The organism is Kitasatospora brasiliensis, assembly GCF_032654805.1.
GTDB classification, from domain to species: Bacteria; Actinomycetota; Actinomycetes; order Streptomycetales; family Streptomycetaceae; genus Kitasatospora; species Kitasatospora brasiliensis.
Genome location: NZ_JAUOOW010000009.1, coordinates 244,679 through 264,557, shown reverse-complemented (window position 1 = coordinate 264,557; position 19,879 = coordinate 244,679). Strand labels below are relative to the sequence as shown.

General features: G+C 76.3%; 1 protein-coding gene. It reads left to right on the top strand.

Annotated elements, in window-relative coordinates; genetic code table 11:
- Window positions 1-11 precede the first annotated feature (11 nt).
- Window positions 12-19,871, top strand: coding sequence for a non-ribosomal peptide synthase/polyketide synthase (locus QWJ13_RS31330; RefSeq protein WP_316528802.1), 19,860 nt, complete (start codon window positions 12-14; stop codon window positions 19,869-19,871).
- Window positions 19,872-19,879 lie beyond the last annotated feature (8 nt).

Genomic DNA, 19,879 nt, shown 5'->3' with positions numbered 1-19,879 from the left:
AGCCGACGACCATGACGCCTTCGACGCCCTCGAAGCGAGACCGCGCCGCCGCGCTGCCCGCCGACCTGCGCGAAGCCCTGCGCCGGCGGCTGGCCGGCCGGTCCGGCGGCGCCCAGGCCGCCGTCGAGCGGGCCATCCCGCGCGCCGACCGCAGCGGGCCGCTGCCGCCCTCCTCCGTCCAGCAGCGGCTCTGGTTCCTGGACCGGCTGCGCCCCGGCGACCCGCGCTACAACAGCGCCGTCGCCCTGCGGTTCACCGGCCCGCTGGACCGTGCGGCGCTCGCCGCGGCGCTCACCGCCGTGGTGGCGCGGCACGAGGCCCTGCGCACCACCTTCACGGAGGACGACGGCCGGCCGGTGCAGACCGTCCGGCCCGCCGGGCCGGTGGAGCTGCCCGTCCACGAGCCGGCCGAAGGCGAGAACCTGGACGCGATCCTGCTCCGCGAGTACTCCCGCCCGTTCGACCTCGGGCAGGGGCCGCTGCTGCGCGCCCTCCTGGTGGCCGAGCCGCCGGACGACCACGTGCTCCAGCTGACAGCCCATCACATCGTCACGGACGGCTGGTCGATGGGCGTCGTTCTGGACGAGCTGTGCACCGCCTACGGCGCCCTGGCCCGCGGCGCCGAACCCGAGCTGCCCGAAGTCGGCGCCCAGTACCCGGACTTCGCGATCTGGCAGCGCGAGCAGCTCTCCGGCGCCCGGCTGGAAGGCCAACTCGCCCACTGGAGAGCGAAGCTGGCCGGCGCGGTGGCGCCCGAGCTGCCGCTGGACCACCCGCGGCGCGGCGAGGAGGCCGGCCCCGGTGCCCTGCACACCTTCACCGTCCCCGCCCCGCTCACCGCCCGGCTGCGCGCCCTCGCCGCCGAACGGCAGGGCACCCTCAACACCGCGCTGGTGGCCGGTACCCAGGCGCTGCTGGCCCGCTGGTCCGGGCAGCAGGACATCACCGTCGGCTCGCTGCTGGCCGGCCGCACCCGCACCGAGCTGGAACGGGCCGTCGGCTGCTTCGTCAACACCGTGGTGCTGCGCACCCGGGTGGAGCCCGACGCCTCCTTCCGCGAGCTGCTCACCGCCGCCACCGAGACCGGCAACGACGCCCTGGCACACGGCGAGACGCCCTTCGAGCGGCTGGTCGAGGCGGTCGGCGCACCCCGCGAGGCCGGCCGCAACCCGCTGTTCGACGTCCTGGTGCTGCTGCACCCCGCCCCGCCCTCGGCCGGCGCCCCGCACGGACTCGCCGTCGCCCCCGTCACCGTGCCCCGGCAGGCCGCCACCTTCGACCTCAGCGTGGAGTTCGTCCCCGACGGCGAGGCGCTCACCGGCGTCCTGGAGTACCGCGCCGACCTCTTCGAGGCGCCGACCGCCCGCCGGATGGCCGAGCAGCTGCTGCGGCTGCTGGAGGGCGCCGCCGCCGAGCCGGACCGGCCGCTCGCCACCCTGCCGCTGCTCTCCGAGCGGGAGACCGCGCTGGTCACCCGGGACTGGAACGCCACCGCGCTGCCCGTGGAGGCCATGAGCTATCCCGAACTGTTCCTCCGCCGGGCCGAAGCGACCCCGCAGGCCCTGGCCCTGGTCGCGGGGGAGGAACGGCTGGACTACGCCACCCTGGACGCCCGCGCCGAACGGCTCGCCCGTCGGCTGATCGCCCGCGGTGCCGGTCCGGAGCGCCTGGTCGCGCTGCGGCTGCCGCGCACCGCCGACCTGGTGGTGGCCGTCCTCGCGGTCTGGAAGGCCGGGGCCGGCTACCTGCCGCTGGACCCGGCCCTGCCCGAGGAGCGCGTCCGCCACCTGCTGGAGGACGCCCGCCCGGCGCTGGTGCTGGACGAGCAGACGCTGCGCGCCCTGCCGGACACCTCCGACCCGGGAGGTCCGGAAGGCCCGGGAGGCCCGGGAGGCCTTGGAGGCCCGCTCCCCGCGCCGGACCCGGCCACCGCCGCGTACGTGCTCTACACCTCCGGCTCCACCGGCCGCCCCAAGGGCGTCACCGTCCCGCACCGCGCCCTGGCCCACCTGCTCGCCGCCCACCGGGCGGGCTTCGTCGCCGACGCCGGCGGCGGGCCGCTGAACGTCGCGCTGACCGCCTCCTTCTCCTTCGACACCTCACTGGAGGGCGTGCTGCTGCTGGCCGACGGCCACCCGCTGCACCTGGTCGACGAGACCACCCGGATGGACCCGGCCGCCCTGGTCGAGTACGTGGTGCGCCACCGGATCGACTTCCTCGATCTCACCCCCTCCTACCTGCGCCAACTGCTGCCCGCCGGGCTGCTCGACGACCCCCGCCACCGCCCCCGGGTGCTGATGCTCGGCGGCGAGGCGCTCACGCCCCGGCTCTGGCGCGAACTCGCCGCGCATCCCGAGGTGGCCGCCTACAACTACTACGGCCCCACCGAGTGCACCGTCGACGCGCTCGCCTGCCGGATCGACGGCGGCGGCCGGCCGCTGATCGGCCGCCCGCTGCCCAACGTCCGCGCCTACGTCCTGGACGGGCGGCTCCAGCCGGTGCCGCCCGGGGTCAGCGGCGAACTCCACCTGGCCGGCGAACAGCTCGCCCGCGGCTACGCCGGCCGTCCGGGCCTGACCGCCGCCCGCTTCACCGCCGACCCGTACGGGCCGCCCGGCGCCCGGATGTACCGCACCGGCGACCTCGCCCGCTGGACGGCCGACGGGCGCCTGGAGTACCTCGGGCGCGCCGACGACCAGGTCAAGGTGCGCGGCCACCGGATCGAACCCGGGGAGGTGGAGGCGGCGCTGCTCGATCTGCCGGAGGTCGCCGCGGCCGCCGTCCTCGCCGTCCCCGACGCCCACGGGCAGAACCGGCTGGCCGCCTACCTGGCCTTCGCCGAGGGCGCCGCCCTGCCCGCCGCCGAGCTGCGCGCGGCGCTGCGCCGGGTGCTGCCCGACCACCTGGTGCCGTCCTCCTTCACCGTGCTCGGCGCGCTGCCGCTCAGCACCAGCGGCAAGCTGGACCGCCGCGCCCTGCCCGCCCCCGAAGTCGACCTCCGGGAAGGGGAGTTCGTCGCGCCGAGGACCCCTGAGGAGGAGACCCTCGCGGCCATCTGGGCCGAGGTGCTGGGCGTGCCCGGGGTCGGCGTCACCGACAACTTCTTCGAACTCGGCGGCGACTCGATCCTGAGCATCCAGGCCGTCTCCCGGGCCCGCGCCCAGGGCCTGCGGATCGGCTCCCAGGACGTCTTCCGGCACCAGACCGTCGCCGACCTGGCCGCCGCGGCCCGCACCGCCCACGCCCCGGCCGCCGTCGAACGGCACCGGGAAGGCCCCGCCCCGCTCACCCCCGTCCAGGAGTGGTTCTTCGCCGCCCACGGCCCGCTGCGCCACTTCACCATGTCGATGCTGCTCGACCTGCCGTACGAACTGGACGAACCCGCCCTGGAACGGGCGCTGGGCGCGCTGGTGGCCGCCCATCCGGCGCTGCGCACCCGCTTCACCCGGGGCGAGTCCGGCCGGCGTCAGGAACCGGTCGCCGCGATCGGCGCGCCACTGAGCCGGATCGACCCCGGCAGCGACCCCGAGGCCGACCGGCTGCGGGCCGCCGAGGCCGCCCGCGCCGAGCTGGACCCGGCCACCGGCACCCTGCTGCGGGCCGTGCTGTTCCGCGCCGAAGGCGGGGCCCGGCCCCAGCTGTTCCTGGCCGCCCACCACCTCGCCGTGGACAGCGTCTCCTGGCGGGTGCTGCTCGCCGACCTGGCGCAGGCCTACCGGCAGGCCGTCGAGGGCGGCGCCCCCGAACCGGCGCCCGAGCCCACCGCGTTCACCGACTGGGCGCACCGGCTCGCCGAGTACGTCCGGGCCGGCGGCCTGGACGAGGACCTGCCGTACTGGACGGCCGCGACCGCCGCCCCCGCCGCGCCGCTGCCCGTCGACCTGCCCGGCACCCCCACGGCCGGCTCGGTGCGCACCCTGCGCGGCCGGCTCGACCGGGCCACCACCGAGGCGCTGCTGCGCAAGGTTCCCGAGGTCTACCGCACCCAGGTCAACGACGTGCTGCTCAGCGCACTGGGCCGGGCCCTCGCCGACTGGACCGGCACCGGACGCGTCACCGTCGCCCTCGAAGGCCACGGCCGCGAGGACCTGTTCGACGGTCTCGACCTGTCCCGCACCGTCGGCTGGTTCACCACCCAGTACCCCGTCACCCTGGACCTGCCCGAGGCCCCCGACTGGGCCGCCACCCTCAAGCAGGTCAAGGAGCGGCTGCGCGCCGTGCCCCGGCGCGGCCTCGGCTACGAGGCCCTGGCCCGGCTCGGCGCGCCCTCGGAGCACGCCACCGCCCTGCGGAACGTCCCGCTGCCGCAGGTCTGCTTCAACTACCACGGGCAGTGGAGCGCCCCCGAGGCCGGCGACTTCGCCCCCGCCGGCCAGGCACCCGGCCGGGACTGCGCCCCGGACGAGCCGCTGGACCACCTGCTGGACGTCTCCGCCGTGGTCGCCGACGGCGAACTCGAACTCACCTGGCACTACAGCGACCAGGTGCACCAGGCCGACACCGTACGGGAGTTGGCCGAGGCCGTGACCGCCGCGCTGCGCGCGATCGTCGAGCACTGCGCGAGCCCCGGCGCCGGCGGCCGCACCCCCTCCGACTTCCCGCTGGCCGGCCTGGACCAGGCCGCGCTGGACCGGCTGGTCGGCGACGGCCGGGAAGTGGCGGACCTGCTGCCGCTCACCCCGCTCCAGGAGGGCATGCTCTTCCACCGGCTGGTCGGCGGCCCCGACGACGTCTACCTGGACCAGGCCGCCCTGCTGCTGGAGGGCGTCGCCGACCCGCAGGCCCTCGCCCTGGCCTGGCAGCGGGTCGCCGAGCGCACCCCCGCGCTGCGCACCTCGGTGGTCTGGGAGGGCGTCCCCGCCCCGCTCCAGGTGGTGCACCGAGCCGTCCGGCTGCCGATCACCCACCTCGACCTGCGGGCCGTGGAGCCCGCCGAGCGCGCCGAACGGCTGGCCCGGCTGCGCGCCGAGGACCTCGCCCTCGGCCTGGACATCGCCACCGCCCCGCTCACCCGGCTCACCCTGGTCCGGCTGCCCGAAGCCCGGCTCCAGCTGCTGTGGACCTCCCACCACCTGATCCTGGACGGCTGGAGCCTCGCCCAGGTGCTCACCGACGTGTTCGAGGAGTACGCGGCGCTCACCACCGGCGGCGCGCCCACCCCGGCGGTGCGCCGACCCTTCGCCGACTACGTGCGCTGGCTGTCCGAGCAGGACACCGAGGCCGCCCGCGCCCACTGGCGGTCCGTCCTGGACGGCTTCGCCACCGCCACCCCGCTGCCCGCCGACCGCCCCCGGCGCGAGGCCCACCGGGCCCGCTCGGCCGGCAGCCACAGCGCCGCCCTGTCCGAGCAGGTCTCCGAGCAACTCGCCCGCACCGCACGGCAGTCCGGGCTGACCCTCGGCACCGTGGTGCAGGGTGCCTGGGCGCTGCTGCTCGCCCGCTACAGCGGCGAGCCGGACGTGCTGTTCGGCACCACCGTCTCCGGGCGGCCCGAGGAGCTCCCGGGCGTCGAGTCGATGATCGGCATGTTCATCAACACCCTGCCGACCAGGGTCCGGGTGGACGGCGCCCGCACCGCCGTCGACTGGCTGCGGGAACTCCAGGAGGCCCAGGCCGAGGCCCGACGCCACTCGGCGGTCTCGCTCGCCGAACTCACCGGCTTCAGCGAACTCCCCTCCGGCAGCGCGCTGTTCGACAGCATCGTCGCCTTCGAGAACTACCCCTTCGACGACGCCCGCGCGGCCGGCGCCGGGGTGCGGCTCGCGGAGGTCTCCTCCCGGGACGCCACCAGCTTCCCGCTCGTCCTGCGGGCCTACCAGGGCGAGCGGCTCGGCTTCGACCTCGCCTACGACCCCGGGCTGTTCGACGCCGCGACCGTCCGCGCCCTCGCCGAGCGGCTCTGCCTGCTGCTCACCGAACTGGCCGCCGGACTGGAGCGCCCGCTGCGCGCCCTGGCCTGGACCACCGAGGCGGAACGGCGCCGGCTGCTGGTCGACTGGAACGGCACCGCCCAGGGCCGGCCCGAGCGCACCCTGGTCGAGCTGTTCGCGGCGCAGGCCGCCCGCACTCCGCACGCCGAGGCCGCCGGCTGCGGCGCGGAGCGCCTCTCGTACGCCGAGCTGGACGCCCGCTCCTGGCAACTCGCCCACCGGCTGGCCGAGTTCGGCGCCGGGCCGGAGCGCTACGTCGCCCTCGCGCTGCCCCGCACCGCCGAGCTGGTGGTCGCCGTCCTCGCCGTGCTGAAGACCGGCGCGGCCTACCTGCCGCTGGACCCGGGCCTGCCCGCCGAGCGCCGCGCCGAACTGCTGCGCGACGCCGCCCCGGTGGCGCTGGTGGCCTACGAGGAGCCGACCGGCGTCGCCGTCCCCGTCCTCGCCCTCGCCGACCCCGAGGTGCGCGCCGACCTGGCCGGGCGCCCGGCCGGCCCGCTCGGCCCCCGCCACCGCCCGCTGCCCGACAGCCCCGCGTACGCCATCTTCACCTCCGGCTCCACCGGCCGCCCCAAGGGCGTGGTGGTGCCGCACGCCAACGTGGTGCGGCTGTTCGAGCAGACCCGGGAACCGCTCGGCTTCGGCGCCGAGGACGTCTGGACGCTGTTCCACTCCTACACCTTCGACTTCTCGGTCTGGGAGCTGTGGGGCCCGCTGCTGCACGGCGGCCGGCTCGTGGTGGTGCCCGAGTCCACCGCCCGCTCCCCGGAGGACTTCCTGCGGCTGCTCGCCGAGGAGCAAGTCACCGTGCTCAACCAGACCCCGTCCGCGTTCCACCAGCTGGCCCGAGCCGACGCCGAACACCCGGAACTGTCAAGCCGGTTGGCGCTGCGCACGGTGGTCTTCGGCGGCGAGGCGCTGGACGTCACCCGGCTCACCGACTGGTACCGGCGCCACCCCGAGGACGCGCCGCGCCTGGTGAACATGTACGGCATCACCGAGACCACCGTGCACGTCACCCACATCGTCCTGGACCGGGCGACCGCCGCCGCCGGCGGCCCCGGCCCGATCGGCACCGGCATCGCCGACCTGCGGCTGTACCTGCTCGACGGCGACCTCGCCCCGGTGCCTCCGGGCGCGGTCGGCGAACTCTACGTCGCCGGGGAGGGCCTGGCCCGCGGCTACCTCAACCGGCCCGGACTGACCGCCACCCGCTTCCTCGCCGACCCGTTCGGCGCCCCCGGCACCCGGATGTACCGCACCGGCGACCGGGCCCGCCGGCAGGCCGACGGCACCCTGCGCTACCTGGGCCGCGCCGACCAGCAGGTCAAGATCCGCGGCTACCGGATCGAACCCGGCGAGATCGAGGCCGCCCTCCAGACCCACCCGGGCGTCGCCCTGGCCACCGTCGGCGTCTACCAGGACACCGCCGGCACCCGCCGACTGGTCGCCCACGTGGTCGGCGAGGCAACCGCGCAGCCCCCGGCCGCCGCCGACCTGCGCGCCCACCTGGAACGGCTGCTGCCCGCCTACCTGGTGCCCGCCGCCTACGTCCCGCTGGCCGCCCTGCCGCTCACCCCCAACGGCAAGCTCGACCGGCGCGCCCTGCCGCTGCCCGGCCCCGACGGCTTCGCGGCCGGCCGCGAGCGCACCGCGCCCCGCACCCGGGCCGAGCGGCTGGTCGCAGAGGCCTGGACGGAGGTCCTGGACGCCGGGGAGATCGGCGCCGAGGACGACTTCTTCGCCCTCGGCGGGGACTCCATCCTCGCCGTGCGGGTCACCGCCCGGCTGCGCGCCGCCTTCGACGCCGCGGACCTCTCGCCCCGGCTGCTGTTCACCCACCCCGTGCTCGCCGACCTCGCCGAGGCACTCGGTGAGCCGGGCGCGGGCCCTGGACGGCCCGTCATCCCCGCCGCCGACCCCGACGCCGAAACGCCGCTCTCCTACGCCCAGCAGCGGCTCTGGTTCCTCGACCGCTTCGAGCCCGGCAGCACCGAGTACAGCTCGCTGTCCGTGCTGCGCCTGCGCGGCACCCTCGACCGGGCCGCGCTGGGCGGCGCCCTGGACGCCCTGGTCGAGCGGCACCAGGCGCTGCGCACCACCTACGCCGAACGGGACGGCCGGGCCCGGCAGGTGGTGCGCCCGGCCCAGCCCGTCGAACTGCCCTGCGAGGACCTCCGACCGGCGGACCTGGACGCCTGGTCGGAGCGGATCGCCGCCACACCCTTCGACCTGGAAGCCGGGCCGGTGCTGCGCGCCCACCTGGCCCGGACGGCCGCCGACGAGCACGTCCTGGTCCTGGCCGTGCACCACATCGCCACCGATGGCTGGTCGATGGGCGTGCTCGGCCGCGACCTGGGCGAGCTGTACGCGGCCGCCGTCGAGGGCCGCCGGCCGGAGCTGCCCGCGCTGCCCGTCCGGTACACCGACTACGCGGCCTGGCAGCGCACCCGTACCGCCGCCGCCGAGGCCGACCTGGACCACTGGCGTCGGACGCTGGACGGCCTGGCCCCGCTGGAGCTGCCCACCGACCGGCCGCGCCCGGCGGTGCGCACCCGGGAGGGCGCGCTGGTCACCTTCACCCTGCCCGCCGAGCTGACCGACCGGCTGCGCGAACGCGGCCGGGCCGCCGACGGCACCCTCTACACCGTCCTGCTGGCCGCCTGCCAGGTGCTGCTGGCCCGCTGGTCCGGGCAGCGCGACATCGCGGTGGGCACCGTCACCTCCGGCCGCGAGCAGGGCGAACTCCACGACGTGGTCGGCATGTTCGTCAACACCCTGGTGCTGCGTGGCGACATCCGACCCGAGCGGCCGTTCCACGATGTGCTGACCGCCGCCCGGCACACCGTCCTGGAGGCGCTGGCCCACCAGGAGGTGCCCTTCGAACGGCTGGTGGACGCCCTCCAGCCGGAACGCGACACCAGCCGCACCCCGCTGTTCCAGGTCATGGTGGCGCTGCACAACCTCGGCGCCGAGGCACCCCGGCTGCCCGGCCTGACGGTGGAACCCGTCACCCCGCCGGTCCGCAACGCCACCTTCGACCTCTCCTTCGATTTCGCCGAGCACGACGGCGGCCTGACCGGGTACCTGGAGTACAGCACCGGACTGTTCGACGAGCGCACCGCCCGGCGGCTGGCCGACGCGCTGGGCACCCTGCTCGCGGCCGCCGCCGAGGCGCCGCAGACAAGCGTCGGGGCGCTGCCGCTGATGACCGAGGACGAGCGGCGGCAGGTGCTGCGGCAGGGGCGGGGCGAAGCGATGCCCGCGCCGGACACCACCTTCACCGCCCTGTTCGAGGCGCAGGCCGCCCGTACCCCCGACGCCACCGCGCTGGTCGCCCGGGACACCAGCCTGGACTTCGCCGCCCTGAACTCCCGGGCCAACCGGCTCGCCCGCCACCTCGCCGCCCTCGGCGCCGGACCGGAGCAGGTGGTCGCCGTCCGGCTGCCGCGCACTTCCGACCTGCTGGTCGCCCTGCTCGGGGTGCTCAAGGCGGGTGCCGCCCTCCAGTTCGTCGACCCCGACCTGCCCGAGGAGCGGGCCACCCTGCTGCTCGACGACACCCGGCCCCGCACGGTGCTGACCGAGCAGGCCCTGCGCGAGGTGCCCTGGGACGCCCTGCCCGGCCACGACCTGACCGACGCCGAGCGAACGGCCCCGCTGCTGCCGGGCCACGCCGCCTACCTCATCCACACCTCCGGCTCCACCGGCCGCCCCAAGGGCGTGGTCGTCGAGCACCGCCAGCTGGTCAACCTCTGCCACGACCACCGGGCCGGGGTGCTCGCCCCGCACACCGCCGACGGCGGCCGGCTGCGGGTCGCGCTCAGCGCCTCCCTCTCCTTCGACACCAGTTGGGAGGCCCCGCTGCTGCTGGCGTTCGGCCAGGAACTCCATCTGATCGACGAGGAGGTGCGGCTCGACCCGCGGGCCTTCGTCGCGCAGATCGTCGAGCGGCGGATCGACGTCGTCAACGTCACCCCCTCCCTGCTGCGCGAACTCACCACCGCCGGACTGCTCGCCCCCGCCCCGCACCACCCGCGCGTCCTGCTGCTCGGCGGCGAGGCGGTCCCCGCCGCCACCTGGCGCGAACTGTGCGCGGCACACGCCGAGTTCGGCGTCACCACCTACAACCTGTACGGGCCCACCGAGTGCACCGTCGACGCCGCGTACGCCCGCTGCGCCGACCACTCCGAGCGGCCGGTGATCGGCCGGCCGGGGCGGGGCATGCGCGCCTACGTGCTCGACGGCACGCTGCGCCCGGTGCCACCCGGCATGCCGGGGGAGCTGTACCTGGCCGGGGAGCAGGTCGCCCGCGGCTACCTCAACCGGCCCGGCCTGACCGCCGGCCGCTTCCTCGCCGACCCGTACGGCGAGCCGGGCACCCGGATGTACCGCACCGGCGACCTGGCCCGCTGGGGCGAGGACCGGCAGCTGGAGTTCCTCGGCCGGGCCGACGCCCAGGTCAAGATCCGCGGCTTCCGGATCGAGCCCGGCGAGGTGGAGGCCGCCCTGCTGACCCACCCCGATCTCGCGGACTGCGCCGTCGCCGCCCGCGAACTGGGCGGCCGCACCCTGCTGGTCGGCTACCCGGTGCCGGCCGGCGACCGGGTGCCGCCCGCCGAGGAACTGCGGACCTGGCTGCGCCGCACCCTGCCCGACCACCTGGTGCCCACCGCGTACGTCCCGCTGGCGCGCATCCCGCGCACCGTCAGCGGCAAGACCGACCGGCGCGCCCTGCCCGCCCCCGCCGCCCAGCCGGAACGCACCACCCCGTACGTCGCCCCGCGCCCCGGCACCGAGCAGCGGCTCGCCGCGATCTGGGCCGAGGTGCTCGGCATGGAGCGGGTCGGCGCCCGGGACAACTTCTTCGCCCTCGGCGGCGACTCCATCCTCAGCATCCAGATCGTCTCCCGGGCCCGCTCCGCCGGGCTCACCCTCACCACCAAGGACGTGTTCCGCTACCAGAACATTGCCGAACTCGCCCTGTGTGTCGGCGAGTTGTCCAGGTCTCCGGAGACCGTGGAGGCCGATCCCGCCGAGGCGCCGCTCACCCCGATCCAGCACTGGTACCTCGAAGGGCGCCGCCCCGGTGAGGCGCTGCGCTTCACCATGACCCAGCGGCTCGCGCTCGCCCCCGGCGCCGACCCGGCCGCGCTGCGGCAGGCGGTGCTCGCCCTGGTGGCGTGCCACCCGGCGCTGCGCACCCGGTTCCTGCGCCACGAGACCGGCTGGCGCCAGGAGGTCCAACCCGAGGGCCCGGACGGCGTCTTCACCCACCACCGGGGTGTCGCGGAAGCGCGGGTGCAACAGGCCGCCGAGCAGGCCCAGCGCTCCCTCGACCCGGTCGAGGGACGGATGCTGCGCGCCCTGTTCTTCGAAGGCGACGGCGGGCAGCCCGGCCAACTCGTGCTGACCGTCCACCACTTGGCGGTGGACGGCGTCTCCTGGCGGATCCTGCTGGCCGACCTCGAAGCGGCCTACCGCACCGCCCGCACCGGCGCACCCGTCCGGCTCCCCGAGCCCGGCACCTCCTACACCCGGTGGGCCACCCGGCTGGAACGGCACACCCGCTCCGGCGCCCTGGACGGCGACACCGCCTACTGGACCCGCACCGGCCGGGCCCCGGCCGCACTGCCCGCCGGGCGCCCAGGCCCCAACACCCACGGCACCGCCGTCACCCTCACCGTGACCCTGGACGAACGGACCACCGAGGCGCTGCTGCGCCAGGTGCCGACCGTCTACCGCACCCAGGTCAACGACGTCCTGCTCAGCGCCCTCGGTCGCACCCTGGCCCGCTGGTGCGACCGGGAGACCGTGCTGATCGGCGTGGAGGGCCACGGCCGCGAGGACCTGTTCGCCGACCAGGACCTCTCCCGGACGGTCGGCTGGTTCACCGCCGAATTCCCGCTCGCGCTGCGCGTCGCCCCCGAGGCCGGCTGGCACGACACCCTGCGCTCGGTCAAGGAGCAGCTGCGCGCCGTCCCGCTGCGCGGCCTCAGCCACGGCGCGCTGCGCCACCTGCGCCCGTCCGGCCTCCCACAGGGCGCGGCGCCGCAGGTCGGCTTCAACTACCACGGCCAGTGGGACACCCGAGGCGGCGCGGACGGGCTGCTGCGCGGCTCGCTGCCCCCGGCCGGGCGCGACACCGACCCCGACGAGCCCCGGCCCTATCTGCTGGACGTCATCGGCGCGGTGCAGGACGGCCGGCTCGAACTGGGCTGGACCTATCCGCCGGCGGTCTACGACGAGGCCACCGTCCGCGTCCTCGCCGAACAGACCCTCGACGCGCTGCGCGAGCTGGCCGAGCACTGCGCGAGCCCCGGCGCGGGCGGGCGCACCCCGTCCGACTTCCCACTTGCCGGCCTGGACCAGCAGCAGCTGGACGGCCTGGTCGGCGACGGCCGCGACGTCGAGGACGTCCTGCCGCTGACCCCGCTGCAATCCGGCATGCTTTTCCACGGGCTGGTCGACCAGGACGGCGCCTACATCGACCGGATCGCCGTGCGGCTGGCCGGAGTCGCCGACCCGGGCGCCTTCGCCGAGGCCTGGCAGCTGGTCACCGACCGCACCCCGGCACTGCGCACCTCCGTGCACTGGCGCGGCCTGCCGCACCCCGTCCAACTGGTCTCCCGGCACGCCGAGTTGCCCGTCCGGCGGCTGGACTGGCGCGCGCTGACACCCGAGCGGCGCGCCGCCGAGACCGAACGGCTGCTCGCCGAGGAGCGGGCCGCCGGGCTGGACCTGGGCACCGCGCCGCTCAGCCGGCTGGCCCTGGCCGCGCTGCCCGACGGCGAGGTGCTGCTGCTCTGGTCCACCCACCACCTGATCCTGGATGGCTGGAGCACCGGCCAGCTGCTCACCGAGGTGTGCGAGGAGTACGCGGCGCGCACCGGCGGTCCGCAGGCGCCCCGGCCGGTCCGGCGGCCGTTCGCGGACTTCCTGGCCTGGCTGGGCGAGCAGGACGGGCGGGCCGCCGAGGAGCACTGGAGCGCCGCGCTGGCCGGCTTCACCGAGCGGACCGTCCTGCCCTACGACCGCCGCCCCGCAGGAGCCCACCGGGCCCGCGCCACCGCCGCCGTCCACCGCGCCCTGGACGAGGCGCTCTCCGCGCGGCTGCGGAACAACGGCGCGGCGGCCGGGCTGACCGTCAACACCTTGGTGGAGGGCGCCTGGGCGCTGCTGCTGGCCCGCTACGCCGGCACCGAGGACGTGGTCTTCGGCACCACCGTCTCCGGGCGCCCGGCCGAACTGCCCGGTGTCGAGACGATGATCGGCCTGTTCATCAACACCGTGCCGTGCCGGGTCCCGCTGCCCACTCGGGTCGGATCGGCGGGCGGGGGCGTGCTTCCGTGGCTGCGGGAGCTCCAGGACCGCCAGAGCGACGGCCGCCGGCACGACCACCTGGCACTGCCCCGGATCCAGGGCCTGAGCGAACTGCCCGCCGGGGAACCGCTGTTCGACAGCATGCTGGTCTTCGAGAACTACCCCGTCGACGAGTCGGCCGCGGACCGCACCGGCGTCCGGGTGGTGGAGGTGCGCGCCGACGACGCCACCACCTTCCCCTGGTGCCTGCGCGCCCACCTCAGCGGGCAGCTCGCCTTCGACCTGGCCTACGACCCGGCGCTGTTCGACGAGCGCACGGCCCAGGACGCCGCCGACCGCCTCGCCCTGCTGCTGACCGCCCTCGCCGACGGCCTGGACGGCGACCTCGCCGCCCTGGACCGGCTCACCCCCGCCGACCGCGACCTGCTCGCCGCCTGGCGGACCACCGCCCGCCCGGCGGCGCCGAGCAGCCCGCTGACCGTCTTCGCCGAGCGGGTCCGCCAGGCCCCCGACGCGCCCGCCGTGCGCGACGGCGACCGGGAACTGACCTACCGGGGGCTCGACGACTGGTCCGACCGGCTGGCGGCCAGGCTGCTCGCCGACGGGCCGGCCCCCGAAGGTCGGGTGGCGCTGCTGATGGACCGGAGCGCCGAACTCGTCGTCGCCCAGCTGGCCGTGCTCAAGGCGGGCGGCTCCTACCTGCCCGTCGACCTGCGCGCCCCCGAGGAGCGCCGCCGCGCGCTGCTCGACCGGGCCGGCGCGGGCCTGCGGCTGACCGCCGAGCAGGTCACCGCCGCCCGGACCGGTGCCTCCGCCCAGGACCTGCCCGTCGCGGACCCCGACCGGCTGGCGTACGTGATGTACACCTCCGGCTCCACCGGCGAGCCCAAGGCCGTCGCCGTCCGGCACCGTGACGTGGCCTCGCTCGCCACCGACAGCCGCTTCGCCGACGGCAGCTGCGCCCGGGTGCTGCTGCACTCGCCGGTCGCCTTCGACGCCGCCACCTTCGAGGTGTGGGCGCCGCTGCTGAACGGCGGCTGCGTCATCGTCGCCCCCGAAGGGCCGGTGGACGCGACGCTGCTGCGCCGCCTCGCCGGACCGGACGGGCCGACCGCGCTCTGGCTCACCGCCGGGCTGTTCCGGCTGCTCGCCCAGGACGCGCCGGACTGCTTCACGGGCCTGCGGACCCTGTGGACCGGCGGCGACGTGGTGCCCGCCGCCGCCGTGCGCCGCGTTCTCGCGGCCTGCCCGGGGCTGACCGTGATGGACGGCTACGGTCCCACCGAGACCACCACCTTCGCCACCGCCCATGCCCTGTCGGACGCCGCCGCGGTGCCCGACACCGTCCCGATCGGCCGCCCGCTGGACGACCGCCGGGTGCATGTCCTGGACCGACGGCTGCGGCCCGTGCCGCCCGGCTGCGCGGGCGAGCTGTACCTGGCCGGCGAGGGCCTGGCCCGCGGCTACCTGGGCCGCCCCGGCGCCACCGCCGCCCGCTTCCTCGCCGACCCGTACGGCCCGCCCGGCGCCCGGATGTACCGCACCGGGGACCTCGCCCGGCGCCGCCCCGAGGGCACCGTCGAGTTCCTCGGCCGAGCGGACGACCAGGTGAAGATCCGCGGCTTCCGGGTCGAGCCCGCCGAGGTGGAGGCCGCGCTCGCCGCCCACCCGCTGGTCACCGATGTCGCCGTGGTGGTCCGCGAGGACCGGCCCGGCGCCCGCCGGCTGGTCGCCTACCCGGTCGGCGCCCCCGACGCCGTCGACGCCTTCGACCCCGAGGAGCTGCGGGCCTTCGCCGCGCGCACCCTGCCCGACTACCTCGTCCCCGCCGCCTTCGTCCCGCTCGCCGCCCTGCCGCTGAGCCGCAACGGCAAGGTCGACCGGTCCGCTCTCCCGGCGCCGGAGGCCGACGGCGAGCGCCGCTCCCGCACCGAGCCGCGCACCGACGCCGAACGCCGCACCACCGAGGTGTTCGCCGAGGTGCTCGGCATCCGCCCGCCCGGCACCGACCGGAGCTTCTTCGAGCTGGGCGGTGACTCCATCCTCAGCATCCGGCTCGCCGCCCGCCTCGCCGAGGCCTTCGGCACCGACCTCGGCCCGCGCGCCGTCTTCGACCACCCCACCCCGGCCGGACTGGCCCGGCTGCTCACCTCGGAGCCCGCCACCCCGGCGCGCCCGCCCGTCCGCCCGGTGCCCCGCGAGGGCGCGGCCCCGATGTCCTACGCCCAGCAACGCCTCTGGTTCCTGGAGGAGTTCGCGCCCGGCGGCGCCGAGTACGTCACCGCACTCGCGCTGCGGCTGCGCGGCGCCCTCGATGTCGACGCGCTCGGCGCGGCCCTGGACGCCCTGGCAGCCCGGCACGAGTCGCTGCGCACCACCTTCGACAGCGTCGACGGCCACGGCGTCCAACTCGTCCACCCGCCACGGGAGGTGCCGCTGGCGCTGCACGACCTGTCCGGACAGCCCGAACAGGCCCTGCGCGAGCTGCTCGCCGCCGAACGCGCCCGCCCCTTCGACCTGCGGCGCGGCCCGCTGCTGCGCACCGCGCTGGCCCGACTGGCCGACGGGGAACACGTGTTGGCGCTGACCCTGCACCACATCGTCACCGACGGATGGTCCACCGGGGTGCTGCTCACCGATCTGGCCCACCTTTACCGCGCCGAACTCGACTCCACGCAATCGCCGTTGGCGCCACTGCCGGTGCAGTACGCCGACTACGCGCACTGGCAGCGCACCGTCGGCGCCCCCGCCGAGGAGCAACTCGACTACTGGAAGCATCAGTTGGACGGTGTCATGCCGCTGCGGCTGCCCACCGACCGGCCCCGGCCCGCCGTGCGCACCAGCAGCGGCGCCACCGCCCGGCTGGAGCTGCCCGCCGACACCGCCCACCGGCTGGCCGAGCTCGGCCGGGAACGCGGCACCACCCTGTTCACCACCCTGGTCGCCGCCGCCCAGGCCTACCTGGCCCGGCTCGGCGGGGACACCGACATCGCCGTCGGCACCGTCACCTCCGGCCGCGACCGGGCCGAGATCCAGCACCTCGTCGGCTTCTTCGTCAACACCCTGGTGCTGCGCTCCCGGGTCGAGCCCGAGCAGCCCTTCACCGCTCTGCTCGGCGAGGTCCGGCAGACCGTCCTGGACGCCTTCGCCCACCAGGACGTGCCCTTCGAGCAGGTGGTGGACGCCGTCCAGCCGGAGCGCGACACCAGCCGCAGCCCGCTCTTCCAGGCGCTGGTCGTCCTCCAGAACACCCCCGCCGCCGAACTCGACCTGCCCGGCCTGGACGTGACCGACGTCGAGACCGACCACACCCGCACCGCCTTCGACCTGGTGCTGGAGTTCGCCGAGGCCGAGAGCGGCGCCCTGCACGGCCTGCTCACCTACAACACCGACCTGTTCGACCCGGCCACCGTCGAGCGGATGGCCGGCCAGCTCGCCACCCTGCTCACCGCCGTCGCCCAGGACCCGGGCCGCGCCGTCGGCGCCCTGCCGCTGGCCGCCCCGGGCACACCGGCCCCCGAGCCGGGCGGCACCTTCCGCCCGGTGCCCGAGGCGACCCTGCCCGACCTGTTCGAACGCCAGGCCGCCGCCACCCCCGAGGCGCCGGCCCTGCTCGACGGCGAGCGGCGGATCGACTACGCCGAACTGGACCGGGCCGCCAACCGGCTGGCCCACCGGCTGATCGCGCGCGGCGTCGGACCGGAGCGGCTGGTCGCCCTCGCGCTGCCCCGCTCGGCCGCCATGGTGGTCGCCCAACTCGCCGTCGCCAAGGCCGGCGGCGCCTTCCTCCCGGTCGACCCCGACTACCCGGCGCCCCGACGGGAGTTCATGGTCCGCGACGCCGGCGCCCACCTGCTGCTCGACGACCCGGCCGAGGTCTGGGCCGCCGAAGGCCCCGACACCGCGCCCACCGACGCCGACCGCACCGGCCCGCTCACCCCCGCCCACCCGGCGTACGTCATCTACACCTCCGGCTCCACCGGCACCCCCAAGGGCGTCCTGGTGACCCACCGCGGACTCGCCGTCTTCGCCGCGGCCGCCGCCGAACAGTACGCCGTCGGCCCCGGCGACCGGGTGCTCCAGTTCGCCTCGCCCAGCTTCGACGCCTCCGTCCTGGAGCTGTGCGCCTCCCTGCTCTCCGGCGCCGCACTGGTCACCGGGGAGGAAGGCCCGCTGGTCGGCGAACGCCTCGCCGAGGTGCTGGCCGCCCGCCGGATCAGCCACACCCTGATCCCCCCGGCCGCGCTCGCCACCATCGACCCGGAGACCGCCGCCGCACTGCCCGAGCTGCGCACCCTGATCGTCGGCGCCGAAGCCTGCCCGGCCGACCTGGTCGACACCTGGGCCCCCGGCCGCCGGATGGTCAACTCCTACGGCCCCACCGAGGCCACCGTCGTCGCCAGCTGGACCGGCCCGCTGGCCCCCGGCACGGGCAGCCCCGCCATCGGCCACCCCAGCGGCGCCACCCGCGCCTACGTCCTGGACACCGCCCTGCGGCCGGTGCCGCCCGGCGTCACCGGAGAGCTCCACCTGGCCGGCCCCGGCCTCGCCCGCGGCTACCTCGGCCGCCCCGGCCTCACCGCCACCCGCTTCCTGCCCGACCCGTACGGCGCCCCGGGCGAGCGGATGTACCGCACCGGCGACCTCGCCCGCCGCGACGCCGACGGCGAACTGCGGTTCGCCGGACGCGCCGACGAGCAGATCAAACTGCGCGGCTTCCGGATCGAACCCGGCGAGATCGAGAGCGCGCTGCGCCGCAGCCCCCTGGTGCGCGACGCCGTCGTCACCGTCCGCACCGACGGGCCCGGCGGCGGCCGACTGGTCGCCTACGTCGTCCCGGCGGACACCACCGCGGGCGCGCCCGCCCTCGAACTGCGGCTCCACCTCGCCGAATCGCTGCCACCGCACCTCGTCCCCGCGGCCTTCGTGAGCCTCGACCGGCTGCCGCTCACCCCCAACGGCAAGACCGACCGCCGCGCCCTGCCCGACCCCGGGCCGATCCAGGCCACGGCCGCACCGGGCCGGGCGCCGCGCACCGACACCGAACACCGGATCGCCCGGATCTGGGCCGACGTCCTCGGCCTCGAACAGGTCGGCGCCGACGACAACTTCTTCCTGCTCGGCGGCGACTCCATCCTCAGCATGCAGGTGGTCTCCCGGCTGCGCCGCGACGGCCTCCAGCTGGCCACCCGGGACCTCTTCAGCCACCAGACCGTGGCCGAACTCGCCACCGTCGTCCGCACCGCCACCGAACGACCGGACGACGGCCCGGTGACCGGCGACGTCCCGCTCACCCCCATCCAGGAGTGGTTCCTGACCACCCCGCGCGCCGCCCACCACCACTTCAACCAGTCCACCCTGCTCGAACTCACCGCCGACCCCGACCCCCACCTGCTGCGCGCCGCCCTGGACGCCCTGCTGGAGCACCACGACGCGCTGCGGATGCGCTTCACCCACGACGAGAGCGGCTGGCACCAGTTCAACCCGCCGCCCGCCCCCACCGAGGAGCTGCTGCTCCGGTACGACCTGACCGGCCAGTCCGCCGAGGCCGCCGACCTGGCCATGGCCAAGGCCGCCGACGAAGTCCACGCCGGCTTCGACCTCGCCCACGGCCCGCTGCTGCGCGCCGCCCTGTTCACCGGCCACCCCGAGCACCCCGCCCTGCTGCTCCTGGTCGTCCACCACCTGGTCGTCGACGCCGTCTCCTGGCGGGTGCTGCGCGACGACCTGGAGAGCGCCCACCGACAGGCCGCCCAGGGCGAGCCGATCACCCTGGGGGAGCGCGGCACCTCCTTCCGGGACTGGGCGCAGCGGCTCGCCGGGCACGTCGCCGAAGGCGGGCTCGACCACGAACTCCCGTACTGGGAAAAGGCGGTGAGCGCCCGAGCGGTGTTGCCCGGCCGCCCGGCCGAGGCCGGCTCCGAAACCGCCGCCGTCACCGTCGAGCTCGACGAGGCGGACACCGAGGCGCTGCTGCGCGCCGCCCCCGCCGCCTACCGCACCCGGGTCAACGACGTGCTGCTCGCCGCCCTCGCCCTCGCCCTGGCCCGCTGGAGCGGGCAGCAGCGGATCGGCCTGGACCTGGAGGGCCACGGCCGGGAGGACCTGCTGGAGGGCGTCGACCTGACCCGTACGGTCGGCTGGTTCACCACCGTCCACCCCGTCACCTTCGACATCCCCGACCCCGCCGACCTCGGCCCGGACCGCGACTGGCGCGCCCTGGTGAAGTCCGTCCGCCGCCAACTGCGCGCGGTGCCCGGCAACGGGCTCGGCTACGGCGCGCTGCGCACCTTCGGCACCCCCGAGGTCCGCGAACGGCTCGCCGCCGGCGGGCACGGCCAGGTGGTCTTCAACTACCTCGGCCAGTGGGACGCCCGGCCCGAGACCGCCGGCCACGGCCTGGTCCGCGCCGAACTCGGCTCCTACGGCCAGGACCACGACCCCCGGGACGGCGGCTCCCATCCGCTGGAGGTGGTCGGCGCCGCCCAGCACGGACGCCTCGCCTTCACCTGGCACCACCGGCCCGCCGTCCACGACACCGCCGAAGTACGCCGCGCGGCCGAGGAGTTCGCCGAAGCCCTGCGGCAGATCGCCCGGCACGCCCGGGGAAAGCGCTGACCGAACCA